This is a genomic window from Aeromonas sp. 97A, from assembly GCF_051919185.1.
GTDB lineage: Bacteria > Pseudomonadota > Gammaproteobacteria > Enterobacterales > Aeromonadaceae > Aeromonas > Aeromonas veronii.
Genome location: NZ_JBQBFF010000001.1, coordinates 2,187,098 through 2,201,206, shown reverse-complemented (window position 1 = coordinate 2,201,206; position 14,109 = coordinate 2,187,098). Strand labels below are relative to the sequence as shown.

Here is a 14,109-nt window from a genome sequence, read left to right as displayed (position 1 = left end):
GCTATCCCCTTGAGGTTACTGGTTAAACGGTGAGCTGTAACCCGGATAAACCGACGGTTGCGGCTATTCAGCAACCCTGATTACCCTTTACCCCTTGAAAGCCGGGGATGCATCCCCATAATAGCGCCAACATAGTCGGTCTGTTGTCGTCCGGTCGCTCAACCGGACGTCAGGGCCCTCATAAGTAACCCCGGAATTGGAGATGTCATGAACCACGAAGAGCAAAAGGTTGAAGCGATGGAGCAAGTGGAAGCCCAGCCAGTCGAGCCGACCGATGTAGACAGTGAAGTGACAGCCGAGCAGGCCCGCATTGCCGAACTGGAAGCGCAGCTGGAAACCGCCATCCAAAAAGCGGCGGAAGAGCGTGAACGCGCCCTGCGTACCGCCGCCGAGATGGAGAACCTGCGCCGTCGTACCGAGCTGGATGTGGAGAAGGCGCACAAATTCGCTCTGGAGAAGTTCGCCAATGAACTGCTGCCGGTGCTGGACAACCTTGAGCGTGCCATCGAACTGGCCGACAAGGAGAACGAAGCCCTCAAGCCGATGATCGAAGGTGTCGAGCTGACCCTGAAATCCATGCAGAGCGGCGTGGCCAAGTTTGGTCTGGTGGCGCTCGACCCGATCAACCAGCCGTTTGACCCCAATGCCCATCAGGCGATGAGCATGGTGCCGAGTGCCGATGTGGCCCCGAACACCGTCATTGCAGTGATGCAGAAGGGCTATGACCTCAACGGTCGGGTGATCCGTCCGGCCATGGTGATGATCGCCAAAGCGGTCGACTGATTGGCTGTGGGTGCCCGAGCCCGCCCTGTGGCGGGCTTTTTGTTTCGCAGTGCAGCCCCTGCTCATCTTGCCCGGTTTTACGGCTCAACGTGACCGCGCAACCATGACAAAGGGTGTGGTTTTTTAGGGTTGGGGCTTGAAGCTGCGTCTGGCGACCCCATATAGGTAGCAAGGCCACGGCGGCACAAAAAATTTGATGCCGGGAGCTTGAAAGCCAGATTGGCAGCCCCCACCTAGCCGTTAACGCATTAAGGCGAGTTCCTCGCCAGTTTATTCAAAGTATTTGGAGATTCGTCAAATGGGTAAAATCATCGGTATTGACCTGGGTACTACCAACTCCTGCGTCGCTATTCTGGATGGCGACACTGCTCGCGTGATCGAGAACGCAGAAGGCGATCGTACTACTCCGTCCATCATTGCCTATGCCGATGATGGCGAGATCCTGGTTGGTCAGCCGGCCAAGCGTCAGGCCATCACCAACCCGAAAAACACCCTGTTCGCCATCAAGCGTCTGATCGGTCGTCGTTTTGAAGATGAAGAAGTGCAGCGTGACCTGAAAATCATGCCGTACGCCATCGCCAAAGCTGACAACGGCGACGCCTGGGTTGAAGTGAAGGGCAAGAAAATGGCACCGCCGCAGATCTCTGCCGAAGTGCTGAAAAAGATGAAGAAGACCGCTGAAGACTACCTGGGTGAGCCGGTAACCGAAGCCGTTATCACTGTTCCGGCCTACTTCAACGACGCCCAGCGTCAGGCTACCAAGGATGCCGGTCGCATCGCCGGTCTGGATGTAAAACGCATCATCAACGAACCGACTGCGGCTGCATTCGCTTACGGCGTGAACAAGGTTAAGGGCGAGCGCAAGGTTGCCGTATATGACCTGGGTGGCGGTACTTTCGATATCTCCATCATCGAGATCGACGAAGTGGAAGGCGAAACCACCTTCGAAGTACTGGCGACCAACGGTAACACCCACCTGGGTGGTGAAGACTTCGACAACCGCGTCATCAACTATCTGGTAGACGAGTTCAAGCGTGAGCAGGGCATCGACCTGCGCAACGACCAGCTGGCTCTGCAGCGTCTGAAAGATGCCGCCGAGAAAGCCAAAATCGAGCTCTCTTCTGCCCAGCAGACCGACGTCAACCTGCCGTACATCACTGCAGATGCCACCGGTCCGAAGCACATGAACATCAAGGTAACCCGCGCCAAGCTGGAATCCCTGGTGGAAGACATGGTGAAAGACTCTCTGGAGCCGGTTCGTGTCGCCCTGAAAGACTCCGGTCTGGCAGTTGGCGAGATCGACGACGTGATCCTGGTTGGTGGTCAGACCCGTATGCCGCTGGTTCAGAAGACCGTTGCCGAGTTCTTTGGCAAAGAGCCGCGTAAAGACGTCAACCCGGACGAAGCCGTGGCCATGGGTGCTGCCATCCAGGGCGCCGTACTGTCCGGTGACAAGACCGACGTACTGCTGCTGGACGTGACCCCGCTCTCCCTGGGTATCGAAACCATGGGTAGTGTGATGACTGCGCTGATCGAGAAGAACACCACTATCCCGACCAAGAAGTCCCAGGTGTTCTCCACTGCCGAAGACAACCAGTCTGCCGTGACCATTCACGTGCTGCAGGGTGAGCGCAAGCGCGCCAGCGACAACAAGTCTCTGGGACAGTTCAACTTGGAAGGCATCCGTCCGGCACCGCGTGGTCTGCCGCAGATCGAAGTGACCTTCGACATCGATGCCAACGGTATCCTGCACGTCTCTGCGAAAGACAAAGAGACCAACAAAGAGCAGAAGATCACCATCCAGGCCTCCTCCGGTCTGTCTGATGACGAGATCGAGCGCATGGTACGCGAAGCCGAAGCCAACGCGGCCGAGGACAAGAAGTTTGAAGAGCTGGTACAGGCTCGCAACCAGGCTGATGGTCTGGTCCACTCCGTGCGCAAGCAGATCACCGAAGCCGGTGAAGCCCTGCCTGCCGACGACAAGACCAAGATCGAAGCTGCTCTGAGCGAGCTGGAAGCGGCCATCAAGGGTGACGACAAGGCTGCTATCGAAGCCAAACAGCAGGCTCTGCTGGAAGCGTCCCAGAAGCTGATGGAAATTGCCCAGCAGCAGGCTCAGGCCCAGGGTGCAGCCGGTGCTGATGCCGGTCAGTCCTCCTCTTCTGCCAAGGCTGACGACGACGTAGTCGACGCCGAGTTCGAAGAAGTGAAAGACGACAAGAAGTAAGCCCTACCCAGATGGGCGGAGTCCGCTTCGCCCATCGGCTTGGTCAATGAATTCACGGGCGTTGGGTAACCAACGCCCGTCTGCGTAACCACAGGATGAGTATGTCGAAGCGCGATTTCTACGAAGTACTGGGTGTGGCGAAAGATGCCGACGATCGCGAGATCAAGAAGGCGTACAAGCGCCTGGCCATGAAGTATCACCCGGATCGTAATCAGGGTGATGCCGCATCCGAAGAGAAGTTCAAAGAGGTCAAGGAAGCCTACGAGGTCCTGACCGATGCCAACCTGCGTGCCCGTTACGACCAGTACGGCCATGCTGGTGTCGACCCGAGCCAGGGTGGCGGTGGCCACGGTGGCTTTGGCGGCGGTGCCGACTTCGCCGACATGTTTGGTGACGTATTCGGTGACATCTTCGGCGGTGGCCGTGGTGGTGCTCGTCGTGGCCCGGCCCGTGGCTCCGACCTGCGTTACACCATGGAGCTGACGCTGGAAGAGGCGGTACGCGGGGTCTCCAAGGAGATCAAGGTGCCGACTCTGGTTCACTGCGAAGTCTGTAACGGCTCCGGTGCCCACACCGGCAGCAGTGCCCAGACCTGCCCGACCTGCCACGGCTCCGGCCAGGTGCAGATGCGTCAGGGCTTCTTTGCGGTGCAGCAGGCGTGTCCGCACTGTCACGGTCGCGGCAAGATCATCAAGGATCCGTGCCGCAAGTGTCACGGTGAAGGTCGCTACCAGCGCACCAAGACCCTGTCGGTGAAAATTCCGGCGGGCGTCGATACCGGCGATCGCATCCGTCTCTCCGGCGAAGGGGAGGCAGGGGAGGCAGGGGCTCCGGCAGGGGATCTCTACGTACAGGTGCACGTCAAAGAGCACGAGATCTTCGTGCGTGACGGCAACAACCTCTACTGCGAAGTGCCCATCAGCTTCACCGCAGCTGCGCTGGGTGGCGAGATTGAAGTGCCGACCCTGGATGGCCGCGTCAAGCTCAAGGTCACTCCGGAGACCCAGACTGGCAAGATGTTCCGCATGCGCGGCAAGGGCGTCAAGTCCGTGCGCTCCGGTCAGGTAGGGGATCTGATGTGCAAGGTGGTGATCGAGACTCCGGTCAACCTCACCGAGCAGCAGAAAGAGCTGTTGCGCCAGCTGGACGAGTCGTTCAGCGGTGCCGCTGCCAAGACCCACAAGCCGAAATCGGAAGGCTTCTTCGAAGGGGTGAAACGCTTCTTCGACGATCTGACCAGCTGATTTCAGCGACCCGAATAAACAGAGCCGGCCTTGTGCCGGCTCTTTTTTTGCCCGCCGTTTAGCCAGGATCCGCCCTATTGAGTGGATCCTGATGAGGGATCCTCCTCACAACTCCCGCCAATTCCTGCTGTACAAATGTTATCCCGCTCACACTGTTGCTGAAACGGTTTAGTTGTCATATTGAGTTAGCTAAATTGGTTTAGCTATGCTCTGGCTGTCGATAACAACAGCGCCCGTCCGGGCCACAGATGACAGGTGAGGAAGATGATGATGTTCAAGAGCAAGTTGGCGCTGGCGGTAGCGCTGGGATTGGGGATGAGCAGCCCGCTGTGGGCGGCGCAGGCGAGTATTGCAGGTGAGAGTGTCGAGGCCAGATTGGCGGCGCTGGAGGCGCGGGTACAGGCAGCCGAAGCGAGAGCCGAGGCGGCAGAGAGCCGTGCCAGTCAGGCGGAAGTGAAGGCGAGCGCGGCGAGCGAGCAGGCTCAGGTGGCCGACAACCGCAGCCAGCAGGTGGATGAAAAGACCGCTGGTGCCCAGGGCTTCGAGTTTCACGGCTACGCCCGCTCGGGCCTCCTGGTCAACAGCAATGGCAACGGCGGGCGCGGCGGCCCCTACATCACGCCAGCCGGTTCGGTGGGCGGGGCCGTCGGTCGCCTTGGCAATGAGGATGACACCTATATGGAGGCCAACCTGCTGAAAACCCAGACCTTCGAGGATGGCAGCTGGGCCCGCTACAAGCTGATGCTGGCAGACGGGGTGGAGACCAGCAACGACTGGACTGCCAGCGATTCGAGCCTCAATACCCGTCAGGTGTTTGCCGAGATCGGCAATCTGGCGAGCTTCGACGGCCCCTTCAAGAATGCGGTACTGTGGGCGGGCAAGCGCTTTGATCGGGACAACTTTGACATCCACTGGCTCGATTCCGACGTGGTGTTCCTGGCCGGTACCGGCGGCGGCGTCTACGACGTGCAGCTGGCCGATAGCTGGAAGGCCAACTTCTCCCTCTATGGCCGCGATTACGGCGACATCAGCGCCAGCAGTCTCTCCGATATCGAGAGCTACATCCTCACCATGAACAACCGTGTCGGTAACTGGCAGTGGATGGTGAACGGCCTCTCGGCCAAGGACAATGACGCCCGCATCAATGACAAGGGGGCGGGCAGCGAGGCGGCGGACAAGGGGGCACACACCCTGCTGGCCTACCACGGCGAGAGCTTCTTTGGCTTCAACCCCGGTTTTGCCAAGGCGGCGGTGCTGTATGGTCATGGGCTGGGGGCCGAGGTCAAGGGGCTGGGCTCTGACAGCGAGCTGTTGCCGGACGCCGATGCGGTGCGGGTCGCCGTGTTTGGCGCCACCGATCTTAATCCGCGCTGGCGTTTTGCCCCGGCCCTGCTGGCCGAGCAGAGTCAGGATCGCTACGTGAAAGGGGACGAGTACCGTTGGCTCACCTTCAATACCCGGGTGGCGCAGGTGCTGAGCCAGAACGTCGAGCTGGTCTACGAGGCAGCCTGGCAGTACATGGATCTCGATCCCAAGGGCTACAAGGGACGCCAGGCGGTGAACGGCAACTTCACCAAGCTCACCTTCGCCCCCACCTTCAAGGCGCAGACCGCCGGTTTCTTCGAGCGGCCCGAACTGCGGGTGTTCGCCACTTGGATGGACTGGTCCTCCGAGCTTGACAACTACGCCAGCGACGATGCCATGGGCCAGAGCAACTTCACCGCCGGTGGCGAGTGGAACTTTGGCGTGCAGATGGAAACCTGGTTCTAGTTCGTTATCCCGATCACAAAAATGGCAGTCGGTGCCGAGATCTGTTGGTTGGCTAAAACGGTTTAGCTGATAATGCCAGCCAACAGAACAGAGTTCGGGTTTGACCGTGGATCCGATGCAGCAGTGGAGTAGCAAGGTGACGAATCGTGTGTGGGTAATGGGGGATGCGGTGGTGGACTTGATCCCGGAAGGGGCGTTGCACTACCTCAAGTGTCCGGGTGGCGCACCCGCCAATGTGGCGGTTGGCGTGGCACGGCTGGGTGGCGATGCGGCCTTTATCGGCCGGGTTGGTGCCGATCCGTTCGGCCGCTTTATGGCCGAGACCCTGAGCGGGGAGGGGGTGGATATCGGTGCGCTGCGGCTCGATCCAGACCATCGCACCTCTACCGTGTTGGTGGCACTGGATGACGAGGGGGAGCGCAGCTTCACCTTTATGGTGCGCCCCAGTGCCGACCAGTTCCTCACCCCGGATGAGTTGCCCCGCTTCAAGGCCGGTCAGTGGCTGCTCACCTGCTCCATTGCGCTCGCCAACGAGCCGGTGCGCACCAGTTGCCTGCAGGCCATGGCGGCCATCAAGACGGCAGGCGGGCGGGTCTGCTTCGACCCCAACCTGCGCCCCGAGGTGTGGGGCAACCCCGCCGAGATGCTGCCGCTGGTGCGTCAGGCCATTGCACAGGCGGATGTGGTCAAGCTCTCCATTGAGGAGCTGCAACTGCTGAGTGGCGAGGATGAACTGGTCTCCGGGCTTGCAACTCTCTCTGGCCCGGCGCTGGTGCTGGTGACCAGAGGGGCGGCCGGGGTGGTGGCTCGCCTTGATGGCGAGTTGCTGGAGTGGGTGGGGCAGAAAGTGACGCCCATCGACACCACGGGGGCGGGGGATGCCTTCGTCGCCGGTCTGCTGGCGGCGCTGGCCGGGCGCTCGTCGCTGCCGACTCTGGCCGAGCTACCCGCCATCCTGGCTCAGGCCCACGGCTGCGGGGCGCTCGCCACCACCGCCAAGGGGGCGATGACGGCGCTGCCGACCCGCACCGAACTGGATGCCTTTTTGCGATCAGGTGCAAGCGGCTGTTGAGCTGAGGCTAGAAGCCCGGCTCGACAGCCCCTACTCTCATGTGACAAGGGCCCGCCAGCGTGGCGGGTCATAAGAGGAAGAATATGAATATCAGTGCGATAGCCAAGGATCTGGTGCCCCTGCTCGGGGGCAAGGAGAACATTGTCAGCGCTGCCCACTGCGCCACCCGGCTGCGGTTGGTGCTGGCCGATGACAGCAAGGTAAACAAGGCCGCCATCGACAAGCTGGAGGGGGTCAAGGGGTGCTTTAGCAACGCGGGCCAAATTCAGGTGATCTTCGGCACCGGTCTGGTCAACAAGGTCTATGCGGAGTTTGTGGCGCTGACCGGTACCGGCACCGCCAGCAAGGCTGAGCTGACCGACATGGCGGCGGCCAAGCTCAACGTGGCCCAGCGGTTGGCGCGAACCCTTTCCAACATCTTCGTGCCGATCATTCCGGCCATCGTCGCCTCGGGCCTGCTGATGGGGCTGCTCGGCATGGTGCGCACCTACGGCTGGGCCAATGCCGACAGCGCTCTGTTTGTGATGCTCGACATGTTCAGCTCGGCTGCCTTTATCATACTGCCGATCCTCATCGGCTTTACGGCGGCGCGGGAGTTTGGCGGCAATCCGTACCTCGGGGCGACCCTTGGCGGCATCCTCACCCACCCGGCGCTAACCAACGCCTGGGGCGTGGCCGGTGGCTTCAAGACCATGGATTTCTTCGGGCTCGATGTCGCCATGATCGGCTATCAGGGCACCGTCTTCCCGGTGCTGTTGGCGGTCTGGTTTATGTCCCATCTGGAGAAACAGCTGCGCAAGCGCATTCCGGATGCGCTGGATCTGATCCTCACGCCGTTCCTCACCGTCATCATCACCGGCTTTGTGGCGCTGCTCTTTATCGGCCCGGCGGGTCGGGTGCTGGGGGATGGCATCTCGTTTGGTCTGAGCGCCCTCTATGAGCAGGCAGGCTGGCTGGCGGGGCTGGTATTTGGCGGCACCTACTCGCTTATCGTCATCACCGGCATCCATCACAGCTTCCACGCCATCGAGGCGGGGCTGCTGGCCAATCCGCAAATTGGCGTCAACTTCCTGCTGCCCATCTGGGCCATGGCCAACGTGGCACAGGGCGGGGCTTGCCTCGCGGTCTACTTCAAGACTCGCGATGTGAAGATCAAGGCCATTACCGTGCCGGCGGCCATGTCCTGCCTGCTGGGTATCACGGAAGCGGCGATCTTTGGCGTCAACCTGCGCTACATCAAACCCTTCCTCGCCGGTCTGTTTGGCGGGGCCTGCGGCGGCGCCTACGTGGTGGCGGCCAAGGTGGGGATGACGGCGGTGGGGCTGACCGGTATTCCCGGTATGGCCATCGTCCAGCCCATGAGCCTGATTCACTACATCATCGGGTTGGTGATCGCCTTTGGCGCCGCTTTCGCCGCATCCTACCTGCTCAAGTACAAGGTGGAGTGATGAAGGAAAGCGATCTTCTCAACCAGATTGTCCGGTCGCTGCTGGCCGGACAGCTCAAGGCGGCGGCCGATCCCCATCGGCCCCGCTGGCATCTGGCAGCCCCGGTGGGGCTGCTTAACGATCCCAACGGCTTTATCGAGCACAACGGGCGCTACCACCTCTTCTACCAGTGGAACCCGCTTGGCTGCGAGCACCGCAACAAGGGCTGGGGCCATGTCACCTCCACCGATCTGCTGCATTGGCAGCACGAGCAGGTGGCGCTGTTGCCCACCGAAGCCTATGAGAGCCACGGCTGCTATTCGGGCTCTGCGGTGAGCGACGAGCAGGGGCGTTTGACCCTCATCTACACCGGCAATGTCAAATACCCGGATGGCGGCCGCACCGCCTATCAGTGTCTGGCCCGCGCCGACGGTGAGGGTAGTTTTGCCAAGCTGGGGCCCGTGCTGGATCAGCCCGAAGGCTACAGCGGCCATGTGCGCGATCCCAAGGTGTGGCACGACGGCCAGCAGTGGCTGATGGTGCTGGGTGCTCGCACCCTGGATGACAAGGGCGAAGTGCTGCTCTATCGCGGCGAGACCCTGCAAAGCTGGCAGCGGGTGGGCCCCATCGCCGGTAGCGGGCGAGGGGGGCTGGGTGAGTTTGGCTATATGTGGGAGTGCCCGGATCTCTTCCCGCTGGGGGAGCACCATGTGCTGATCAGCTGCCCGCAGGGGATTGCCCCGGTGGGCGAGGATTATCGCAACCTCTACCAGTGCGGCTGGCTGGCGGGCAACTTCGACGGCAAGCGCTTCGAGCACGGGGCTTTCCACGAGCTGGACCGGGGCTTCGAGTTCTATGCGCCGCAAACTACCCTGGACAGTCAGGGGCGCCGCCTCTTGTTCGGCTGGCTGGGGCTGCCGGAGGAGAACGAGATGAGCCAGCCCACTGTCGCTCACGGCTGGATCCACCAGATGAGCTGCCCGCGGGAGCTGTTCTGGCAGGATGAGTGGCTCTGCCAGCGGCCGGTGGTGGAGCTTGCGGCGCTCAAGGGAGAACTGACCTGCTTCGAGGGGACGCTTGGCGAGTTTCCGGGGTTGGCCATCGACTCGGCCTGGCTCGATCTGGATCTCTGCGGTGAGGGGAGTCTCTGGTTCGGCGCCGTGGCCGAGCTGGTGTGGCAGCCGGGGCGCATCACCTTGCGGCGCCAGAACTGGCAGAGCGGAGCGTGGGAGACCCGCAGCAGCCTATGGGCTGGCGGGCGGATCACCGTCCTGTGCGATCGCTCCAGTCTGGAGTGCTTCATCGATGAGGGGCGACACAGTCTGTCGGCGCGCTACTTCCCCGGGGAAAAGCCGCAACTATCATCAGGTAACGGCGATGATGGCTGCAAAATTTGCCTCAATCACTGGCCGCTGTCGGCGTGCCTAGTACAATAGCCCGGTTCTAGTCAGCCGGGAGGCCAGGTGGAGAAGAAGAAACGGATCACGATTGCCCAGATCGCCGAACTGGCGGGGGTGTCCAAGGCGACCGCCAGTCTGGTGCTCAACGGGAAGAGTGCGGAGTACCGCATTGCCGACGATACCCGCAAGCGCATTCAGGCGGTGGCGGAGGAGTGTCACTACCTGCCGAGCTTTCATGCCCGCTCCCTGCGCGAGACCCGCAGCTACACTTGGGGGTTGGTGATCCCCGATCTCACCAACTTCGGTTTTGCCCGCATCGCCCGCGCCCTCGAGGCGCACTGCTGGGAGGCGGGCATCCAGCTGCTGATCGCCTGCTCCGAGGATGATCCCGCCCTTGAGCAGCGGGTGGTGGACAACCTCATCAGCCGTCAGGTGGATGGGCTGATTGTCGCCTCCAGCGGCCACAGCGATGACATCTATGCCCGCATTCACGACCGCCTGCCGGTGGTGCAGCTCGACCGCCACATCGGCGAGTCGCGCCTGCCCATGGTGATCTCCGATGCCTGCAAGGCGACCGCCGAGCTGGTGCGGGACATGGCCAGCGAGTGCGGCGAGCAGATCTACTACTTCGGCGGCCTGCTGGATCTCTCCCCCAGCCGTCACCGGCTGGCGGGCTATGAGCTGGGGCTCCATCGCGCCGGTTTTGAAGCCGATGCCGCCCGGGTGCGCCATCGCGACTACCAGCCGAGCTCCGGTTATCAGCTGATGGCCGAGCTGGTGGCCGAGCTGGGAGCGCCTCCCAGGGGGCTCTTTACCGCCTCCTTTACCCTGCTGGAAGGGGTACTGCGCTACCTCAACGAGGCGGGGTTGATGGAAACAGGCATGCGCCTGTGCACCTTCGATGATCACGACCTGCTCGACTGCATTCCCATGCGCATCGACTCGGTGGCGCAGGATTGTCCGGCGCTGGCTCTCGCCGCTTTCGAGCTGATGCAGCAACTGATTGCGGGCAATCCTCCGGCTCAGACCGCCCAGGTGATTACCCCCAGGGTGCGCTGGCGCAGTCGCCGCTAGCCACGCCGTGTCACCCATCCCATATGAGAAAGCCCCGCCATTGCTGGCGGGGCTTTTTGCTGCGGGCGGATGGCTCGTTCCTCTGACCGGCAGCTCAGTCGGTGGTACTGGTGCGCCAGAACACCTGCTTGATATGGGGGTGGATGGCCAGCTTTTGCATCAGGGCATCCAGCTCGTCGCCATCGATGGAGGTGGCGAGCAGCACCGCCGAGATCTCCAGATCCCCCGCGCCAAACGGCTCGATGTCGAGCTCGCTCAGGGGGTAGTTGGCCTGCTCCAGCATCTCCTCGAGCCAGTGCAGCACCTCTTTTTGATGTTCGCGCTGGGTCAGCGCCGTCACCTTGTAGGTCACTTCGGTGTCGGTATTGTCCACCGGGCGACGGTTGATCTGGTTGACCAGCGGTCGCAGCAGGGTGTTGGCGGCCAGCACGAACAGGGCGCCCAGAATTGCCTCCATGGCGAGCCCGGCACCACAGGCGGCGCCGACAGCAGCGACGCCCCAGAGGGTGGCGGCGGTGTTGATGCCGCGGATATTGCCCGACTCGCGCATGATGACGCCAGCGCCGAGAAAGCCGATGCCGGAGACGATATAGGCCAACACATGGACCACGTTGTAGTTGCCGCCGTGCAGGTCATAGATGCGCTGGGCCAGACTGACGAACAGGGCGGCCCCCACGGCGACCAGCACGTTGGTGCGAAGACCCGCGGTACGTTGGCGGTACTGGCGCTCCAGCCCGACCAGACTGCCGAGCACAAAGGCGAGCAGCAGGCTGGCCAGGGTGTCGAGCAGGGAGATCATGTCAATTTGTTGCCACATCTTCATGGCGTACTCCTTCTGATAAGCGCTGGCTTGGCGCAATCCATGATGAAACGCCGGGAGGCGGATGGATCAGGGGATGATTGCGCGGATGGCCAGCAGACAAACAAAACGCGGCGTCCCGGGGCGTGAGCATCATCGGATGCCCTGACGCTCGGAGAGGACGCAACAAGCGGGGCCAGCGTGGCTGGCCCCTTTCACTGTGGTTAACGCAGGTGTGCGGTCAGTTGAGCTCGGGATCGCAGTCGATGCGCGGGCGCAGTTGCCAGCGCACCGGATGTGCTACTCCGACCTGATGAACGAACTGCACCAGATAGCGTCGCTGGGGCGGGGTGCACTGCAGGTTGAGCACCAGCTCTCGCCCGCCGCCGCGACCCGGCTTCATCGATTGCATTGGTTGCAGCCCCGCCGGTTGCAGGGTGTGGTTCACCATATCCAGCACCTGTTCCATATCGGCGCGATCCTCACAGCGGATCTGCAGCCGGTAGTGGTGCTGACGCTGTTTGCCGCCCAGCCAGCGTGGCAGCATGCCACGGCCGAGCCGGCTCAACAGGGGGTGAGCCCGGGTAGCAACAGAACCTGTTGCGACCGCGCGATCCGCAGCCGGTTTGATTGAGATAAAACGCATAGCAGCCTCCTTGTGGGAAGCAGAAACTATGCAGGCATGGCGACCGTGGCGGTTGGCCACTGGTTGCCAGACGTCAAGTGTAAAAAGGGAGAAGAGGGGAGTGGATTTCCGCTTCTCGCAGGGTTGCGAGTTGCGGCAGAGAAAGACCTGCGGCTAGCTCGCGACCTTGGTACCGACGATGAGGGTCGGTGTACAACTGTCACTTGATGAGTTGCCCACTGATGGTCTCCGCTATTGATAAGAGGCTCGAATGATAGCCGAGGCGGCAGGCAGGGTAAACTCCGCGCCGCCCGCAGCAACATCTTGAAACATAATCGAAAGCCCCGTTTTGCCGAGCAGGGCCGTAAAAAGAGACCCGGCGAGGGCCGGGTCTGCGGGGTCATTCGGTCTTGTCGATGCCGAGGTATTTGAGCATCAGTTTCTCGTAGATGGGCTCGGTATCCCCCACCTGCATCTTGTGCAGGAAGTACTTCTCAAAGGCGATCTTGGCCAGATGGACCCACTTTCCTTTCTTGAACCAGGCGACGTTGCGCGGCGGGATCTGCGGCATGGCGACGAAGGCGGCACCTGTGTCCCCCATGTCTGCCAGACAGATGGCATTCCACACTGCCTTGGTCACCGGCGGCTGGCCGCTGAGCTCCGCCTTGATGTTGTGACTCAGGGTGCGCACCATCGCTTCAATCATATAGCCGGTCTTGGGCACCCCGGTTGGTACCGGCGTCTTGTGCGGCGGTGCAATGGCGATGCAGACCCCGGCGGCGTAAATCTGCGGGAAGGCAGGGTTGCGCTGGTGCTCGTCGACGATGACAAAGCCGCGGGGATTGACCAGCCCCTCGATGCCCCGCAGTGGCGCAATGCCGACAAAGGCGGGCAGCATCATGGCGTGTTTGTAGGGCAGGGTGTGGGTGCGCTTGAGGTTGCCCTCATCGTCCAGCTCCTCCACCGTCATCTGGCCATCTTGCGCCGCCACGGTGCGGGCATTGCAGATCCACTGCACGTCGCGCATCCGCAGTTCGCTCTCCAGCATCCCCTTGGAGTCCCCCACACCATTGAGACCCAGATGGCCGATGTAGGGCTCGCTGGTGACAAAGGTCATGGGCACATTTTTTCTCACCTTCTTGTCGCGCAGGTGGCGATCGAGGATGAACGCATACTCGTAGGCGGGGCCGAAGCAGGAGGCGCCCGGCATGGCGCCGACAATCACCGGGCCGGGCTCATCGACCAGTGCGCTGACGCTGTGACGGCACTCTTCGGCGTGGGAGAGGGTACAGACGCTGGTGGTGCCACCGGATTCGGGGCCAGCCCCCGCTACCTCGTCAAAGGCGAGGGCCGGGCCGGTGCAGATCGCCAGAAAGTCGTAACGCAGGGTCTGGCCATCGGAGAGGGTGAGCTGCTGCGCCGACGGTTGCAGCTCGGTCAGGGCGGCATGGATAAAGCGGATCCCCTTTTTCTTCACATGGGGTTCGATGGCGATCGAGGTCTCCTTGCGCTCCCGCCACTGGACGGCAATCCAGGGGTTGGAGGGGGTAAATTCAAAGTCCGGTTTGTCATTGATGAGGATCACCTCATGCTGCTTGCCCAGTTCGGCCTTGAGTTCGTAGGCGGCAGACATGCCCCCGAGACCCGCGCCGATGACGATTACCGTTGCCATGTTCAGCCTCCTGCGT

At 61.8% G+C, this 14,109-nt stretch carries 11 protein-coding genes; 8 read left to right on the top strand and 3 right to left on the bottom strand.

What is annotated here, in order from left to right; translation table 11 throughout:
* Positions 1 to 207 precede the first annotated feature (207 nt).
* The 8 genes from grpE (at position 208) to ACTG27_RS09705 (ending at position 10,997) form a co-directional block, all read left to right on the top strand.
* Complete coding sequence (grpE, locus tag ACTG27_RS09740) at positions 208 to 783, top strand: nucleotide exchange factor GrpE (protein ID WP_005338036.1); 576 nt, start codon at positions 208 to 210, stop codon at positions 781 to 783.
* A gap of 298 nt (positions 784 to 1,081) precedes the next feature.
* The gene (gene dnaK, locus ACTG27_RS09735) at positions 1,082 to 3,010 is read left to right on the top strand and encodes a molecular chaperone DnaK (RefSeq protein WP_005338034.1); all 1,929 of its coding nucleotides are present in this window, start codon (positions 1,082 to 1,084) and stop codon (positions 3,008 to 3,010) included.
* Between the two features lie 101 nt (positions 3,011 to 3,111).
* A complete protein-coding gene (dnaJ, locus tag ACTG27_RS09730; protein WP_005338032.1) occupies positions 3,112 to 4,254 on the top strand; it encodes a molecular chaperone DnaJ in 1,143 nt (380 codons plus the stop codon).
* Positions 4,255 to 4,518: 264 nt separating this feature from the next.
* Positions 4,519 to 6,024, top strand: a complete 1,506-nt coding sequence (locus ACTG27_RS09725; protein WP_439979582.1) for a carbohydrate porin — start codon at positions 4,519 to 4,521, stop codon at positions 6,022 to 6,024.
* A gap of 115 nt (positions 6,025 to 6,139) precedes the next feature.
* Positions 6,140 to 7,096 (top strand): aminoimidazole riboside kinase, encoded by a 957-nt coding sequence (locus tag ACTG27_RS09720; RefSeq protein ID WP_439979581.1) that lies wholly within the window; start codon positions 6,140 to 6,142, stop codon positions 7,094 to 7,096.
* An 83-nt stretch (positions 7,097 to 7,179) separates the two neighbouring features.
* Complete coding sequence (locus ACTG27_RS09715) at positions 7,180 to 8,544, top strand: sucrose-specific PTS transporter subunit IIBC (RefSeq protein ID WP_043818633.1); 1,365 nt, start codon at positions 7,180 to 7,182, stop codon at positions 8,542 to 8,544.
* A complete protein-coding gene (locus tag ACTG27_RS09710; RefSeq protein ID WP_439979580.1) occupies positions 8,544 to 9,959 on the top strand; it encodes a glycoside hydrolase family 32 protein in 1,416 nt (471 codons plus the stop codon). The genes ACTG27_RS09715 and ACTG27_RS09710 overlap by 1 nt, the downstream gene beginning before the upstream one ends.
* 27 nt (positions 9,960 to 9,986) lie before the next feature.
* On the top strand, positions 9,987 to 10,997 hold the full coding sequence (locus tag ACTG27_RS09705; protein WP_439979579.1) for a LacI family DNA-binding transcriptional regulator: 1,011 nt from the start codon (positions 9,987 to 9,989) through the stop codon (positions 10,995 to 10,997).
* A gap of 94 nt (positions 10,998 to 11,091) precedes the next feature.
* Here the strand turns inward: ACTG27_RS09705 and ACTG27_RS09700 are convergent, their stop codons facing one another.
* The 3 genes from ACTG27_RS09700 to ACTG27_RS09690 all read right to left on the bottom strand — a co-directional run bounded on the left by ACTG27_RS09700 (position 11,092) and on the right by ACTG27_RS09690 (position 14,093).
* Positions 11,092 to 11,820: an MgtC/SapB family protein gene (locus tag ACTG27_RS09700; protein WP_439979578.1), complete on the bottom strand. Its 729-nt coding sequence runs from the start codon at positions 11,818 to 11,820 to the stop codon at positions 11,092 to 11,094.
* Positions 11,821 to 12,037: 217 nt separating this feature from the next.
* Complete coding sequence (locus ACTG27_RS09695; protein WP_005359258.1) at positions 12,038 to 12,442, bottom strand: hypothetical protein; 405 nt, start codon at positions 12,440 to 12,442, stop codon at positions 12,038 to 12,040.
* Between the two features lie 379 nt (positions 12,443 to 12,821).
* Positions 12,822 to 14,093: an NAD(P)/FAD-dependent oxidoreductase gene (locus ACTG27_RS09690; RefSeq protein WP_439979577.1), complete on the bottom strand. Its 1,272-nt coding sequence runs from the start codon at positions 14,091 to 14,093 to the stop codon at positions 12,822 to 12,824.
* Between the last annotated feature and the right edge of the window lie 16 nt (positions 14,094 to 14,109).